Origin of the sequence: Mesorhizobium sp. M4A.F.Ca.ET.020.02.1.1, from assembly GCF_004022645.1 — a bacterium.
Lineage (GTDB): Bacteria > Pseudomonadota > Alphaproteobacteria > Rhizobiales > Rhizobiaceae > Mesorhizobium.
In genome coordinates, this window is sequence record NZ_RZOI01000518.1 from 1 (window position 1) to 4,482 (window position 4,482).

General features: G+C 64.7%; 4 protein-coding genes and 1 pseudogene. 4 read left to right on the top strand and 1 reads right to left on the bottom strand.

What is annotated here, in order from left to right:
• Positions 1-203, top strand: a pseudogene (locus tag EN742_RS25590) (thiamine ABC transporter ATP-binding protein); the annotation flags it as partial.
• Between the two features lie 273 nt (positions 204-476).
• A complete protein-coding gene (locus EN742_RS25595; RefSeq protein ID WP_245455348.1) occupies positions 477-1,952 on the top strand; it encodes a M48 family metalloprotease in 1,476 nt (491 codons plus the stop codon).
• 17 nt (positions 1,953-1,969) lie between these two features.
• Here the strand turns inward: EN742_RS25595 and EN742_RS25600 are convergent, their stop codons facing one another.
• Positions 1,970-2,833 carry an RNA polymerase factor sigma-32 gene (locus EN742_RS25600; RefSeq protein ID WP_126057897.1) on the bottom strand — a complete coding sequence of 288 codons (864 nt, stop codon included), beginning with the start codon at positions 2,831-2,833 and terminating at the stop codon, positions 1,970-1,972.
• A gap of 337 nt (positions 2,834-3,170) precedes the next feature.
• Here EN742_RS25600 and EN742_RS25605 point away from each other — a divergent pair, with 337 nt between their 5' ends.
• Positions 3,171-3,944, top strand: coding sequence for an amino acid ABC transporter substrate-binding protein (locus tag EN742_RS25605; protein ID WP_126057898.1), 774 nt, complete (start codon positions 3,171-3,173; stop codon positions 3,942-3,944).
• Between the two features lie 166 nt (positions 3,945-4,110).
• The coding region (locus tag EN742_RS25610) for an ABC transporter permease subunit (RefSeq protein WP_128333422.1) at positions 4,111-4,482 on the top strand (372 nt) is incomplete at its 3' end.

Consider the following 4,482-nt stretch of genomic DNA (forward strand, 5'->3'; position numbering starts at 1 on the left):
GTGTCCATACCGAACGGCAGATGACGGTGCTGTTCGTCACGCACCAGCCGGAGGACGCGCGCCGCATCGGCCAGGACATGGTCTTCCTTGACAACCACACGGTCGCCGCGACGGGGACGGCGGCCAACTTCTTCGACGCCTCTGGACCGGACGGCTTTCGGCGCTATGTCGGCATGGATCCAGCCAAGGGGCGTCGCGCCTGAACGACCTCAAGGGATGCGCTTGGGTTCTGTTTTTGAGCAGGTCGTTGCCTCAAAACCACAGCACATTTCCAGGTGACATGCATTGCTGCCGGATCTCGGCATGTTGCCCGGAAGCGGACATAATTTACGCTCAAACCGGGTTCGGGTGATGCAGCGTTTGCTTGCCTTGACTGGAGGAGTATGGCTAGGTCCGCCCATACTGGTCTGGCACAGGCCGTGATTTGCCCGCAAAGATTTGGAAAGGAAGCCGATCTGCCGACCGGCAAGCATAGATTGCTGACGAAGCCGCTGGCGCGACTGCTCGCGCTTGCCGGCCTTGCCGTGGCGCTGGCCAGCTGCCAGATGTTCACGCCGCCGGATGTGCAGGAGTCCGGTTTCCAGCCGTCCGACAAGCCGATCACCGTCGACAATGTTGTCGCCAACTCGAAGCTCGCCGAAATGGCGAAGGCGCAGCATCCGCGCATCCTCGCCACCTATGGCGGCGAATATTCCGATCCCAAGCTCGAGCGCATGGTGGCCAAGGTCGTCGGCAACCTGACGGTGGTGTCGGCCAATCCGACCCAGACCTACCGCATCACCATCCTCAATTCGCCCAACGTCAACGCCTTCGCGCTGCCCGGCGGCTATCTCTATGTAACGCGCGGCCTGCTGGCGCTGGCCAATGATTCGTCCGAGCTCGCCGCCGTCATCGCGCACGAGATGGGCCACGTCACCGCCAATCACGGCCTGCAGCGGCAGCAGCTGGAGGCCGAGGAAGGGCTGGCGACCAAGGTGGTGTCGGATGTGCTGGGCGACAGCCCGACAGCCAAGGCGGCGCTGATCCGCGGCAAGCTGAGGCTCGCGCAGTTCTCGCGCAACCAGGAACTGCAGGCCGACGCCATCGGCATCAAGTCGATCGGCGAGGCCGGCTATGATCCTTACGCCGCCGGCCGCTTCCTGCAGTCGATGTCGGCCTATACCGATTTCCGCTCAATCAGCGGCGCCACCGACGCCAGCCTGGACTTCCTGGCGACTCATCCCAACACGCCGCAGCGGATCGATCTTGCCCAGCGCCTTGCCCGCAACTTCGGCCCGCCGGGCATCGGCACGCGCGACCGCGACGCCTTCCTGGCCGGTATTGACGGGCTGCTCTACGGCGACACGCCGGAAGAGGGCTATGTGCGCGGCCAGACCTTCCTGCATCCGGGCCTCGGCGTGTCGTTCACCGTGCCCGACGGCTTCGTCATCGACAATTCGGCCGCGGCGGTGACGGCGACCGGCCCCGGCGACATGGCGATCCGTTTCGACGGCGTTTCGATCGACAAGTCGCGGGCGCTGACCGACTACATCCGCAGCGGCTGGGTGGCCGGCCTCGATGACGCCAGCGTTCACCAGGAAACCATCAACGGCAACGAGGCGGCGGTGGCGCGCGCCGGCGCCGACGGCTGGCAGTTCGACATCGCGGTCATCCGCGCCGGCGGCCAGGTCTACCGGCTGCTGACGGCGGCACCGGCGGCCAGCACTGCGCTTGAGCCGGTGGCGCGCTCGGTCAGCGGCTCGTTCCGCATCCTGAGCGCGGCCGAGAAGGCGGCGCTGAAGCCACTGCATATCCGCGTCGTCACCGTGCAGGCCGGGCAGACCATGGGCTCGCTCGCCGCTCAGATGGTCGGCGTCGACCGGAAGCTCGACCTGTTCAGGGTGCTCAACGCGCTGTCGCCCGGCGCCGCTGTTTCGACCGGCGACAAGGTCAAGATCGTCACTGATAGGTAAGCCTAGGCAGGCAGGAGTCAGGCGGCTGTCGCCAGGAATTCCGGGTTCTGCTCGACCAGCGCGACTTTCAGCTTTTCCATGGCGCGCGCCTCGATCTGGCGCACGCGTTCCTTGGAAATGCCGAGCGCCTCGCCGAGCGCTTCCAGTGTCGCGCCCTCGTCGGTCAGCCGGCGCTCCTCGATGATCCTCAGCTCGCGCGCATTGAGCGCGCCGAGCGCCGCCTTCAGCCACAGCGAGCGGCGCTCGATGTCGATCGTGTCGCCGACGACCTCGTCCGGCAGGGGATCGTCCGAGATCAGGAAATCCATGCGCTCGGCCGGGCCGGAATCGTCGCCAAGCGGCGCATTGAGCGAGCTGTCGGGCGCGGAGAGGCGCGAATCCATCATCGCCACGTCGGCTTCGGGCACGCCGAGCGCCGCCGACACCTCGCGATAGAGCGAGGCGTTGGAGATCGGCTCGGCGCCATTCGCCAGCCGGGCGCGCAGGCGCCGGAGGTTGAAGAACAGCGCCTTTTGCGCCGAACTGGTGCCGCCGCGCACGATCGACCAGTTGCGCAGGATGTAATCCTGCATCGAGGCTCGGATCCACCAAGTGGCATAGGTCGAGAAACGCACCTCGCGCTCCGGTTCGAAGCGCGCGGCCGCCTCGAGCAGGCCGACATGGCCCTCCTGGATCAGGTCGCCGAGCGGCAGGCCGTAGTGGCGGAACCTCGAGGCCATGGAGATGACCAGCCGCATATGGGCGACGGTGATGCGGTGCAGTGCCTGCTGGTCGTTATCCTCTTTCCAGCGCAAGGCCAGGAGATGCTCCTCCTCGCGCTCCAGATAGGGCGCCTTCATCGCCGCGCGGACCATCGTCCGTCCTGCCGTGTCCTCAATCATGCCGCACTCCCTTGTCCTGACGTCACGGACATTTCGGTGTCCGATCCCTTCAGCGGCGTCAGCAGCGGTTGAAATGGCGGCGCCGCGCCCTACAAAGCCAAGAACGTGCCATGCAGTGGAATGTTCCGCCGCGACGGCCGGACGGCCTTGTGTTGTCTTGGAGACGAGACAAATGGCCGGAGCGGGAGTTGTAGGCCGTTTCTGGTACGAGTTGGAGAATCTCGTTTCTGGAATGCCATATTTTTGAAATCTGGTTCCTTATTTCGCGCATCTCTATCTGTCAGTTTCCGGCTCTTACACCGCGCCGGGGCACCGGCCAAAACGGGATCACAGAAAAATGAAATGGCTTAAATCGCTCATCATCGCCGGAACGCTGCAGGCTCTGGCGGTCACCGCCGGGCATGCCGGCGCCAATCTCGATCAGATCAAGCAGGCCGGCGTCATCAAGGTCGGCACGGAAGGCACCTATGCGCCCTTCACCTATCATGACGCCTCGGGCGCGCTGGTCGGCTTCGACGTCGAAATCGCCAAGGCGGTCGCGGACAAGCTCGGCGTGAAGGTGGAATTCCTCGAAGGCAAGTGGGATGGCCTGATCGCCGGCCTCGACGCCAACCGCTACGACGCCGTCATCAACGAGGTCGGCATCACCGACGCGCGCAAGGCCAAATATGATTTCTCCGATCCCTACATCGCCTCCAAGGCGGTGCTGATCGTGCGCGGTGACGACACCGAGATCAAGACCTTCGCCGACCTCAAGGGCAAGAAGGCGGCGCAGTCGCTGACCTCCAATTACGGCAAGCTCGCCGAGATCAACGGCGCCGAGCTCGTCGGTACCGACGGCTTCGACCAGTCGATCCAGCTTCTGCTCACCGGCCGCGCCGACGCCACCATCAACGACAGCCTGTCCTTCCTCGATTTCAAGAAGCACAAGCCCGACGCCAATGTGAAGATCGCCGCGCAGGAAGAGAACGCCGACTATTCCGGCGTCATCGTGCGCAAGGGCGATCCGGAACTGGTCGCCGCGATCAACAAGGCGCTGGCCGACATCAAGGCGGACGGCACCTACAAGAAGATCGCCGACACCTATTTCGGCCAGGACGTTTCGCAGTAAATCCGCCTGATCGGGCCGCGAATCGGCCCCAGGACATCGGCGGGCCGTCTTTGACGGCTCGCCGATTTTCGCGTGATATGCGCCCGCAGTCTTCGCCGCAGCCGCACGTCGCGACGCGGGCTCTACCGACGCCTGTTCAGGCTGCATCTGGCAAGGAGAGGGCCCCGTGCCGCACTGGCTGCAATTAATGCTGGAATCGCTGCCGACCCTGTTATGGGCGGCGCTGATCTTCACCGTGCCGCTGACGCTTTTGTCGTTCGCCTGCGGCCTCGCCGCCGGGCTGGCCACGGCGCTGCTCAGGCTGTTCGGCCCAAAGCCGCTGGCGGCCGTGGCCCGCTTCTATGTCTGGATATTCCGTGGCACACCGCTCCTGGTGCAGCTGTTCCTGATCTTCTACGGTCTGCCCTCGATCGGCATTCTGCTCGATGCCTTTCCCGCGGCGCTGATCGGCTTCACGCTCAACATCGGCGCCTACACGTCGGAGATCATCCGCGCCGTCATCGGCTCGGTGCCGAAAGGGCAGTGGGAGGCGTCCTAT

Excerpts from the sequence above, each read along its gene's own strand:
- EN742_RS25605 (WP_126057898.1), top strand. The coding sequence starts at position 3,171 with ATGAAATGGCTTAAATCGCTCATCATCGCCGGAACGCTGCAGGCTCTG.
- EN742_RS25600 (WP_126057897.1), bottom strand. The coding sequence starts at position 2,833 with ATGATTGAGGACACGGCAGGACGGACGATGGTCCGCGCGGCGATGAAG.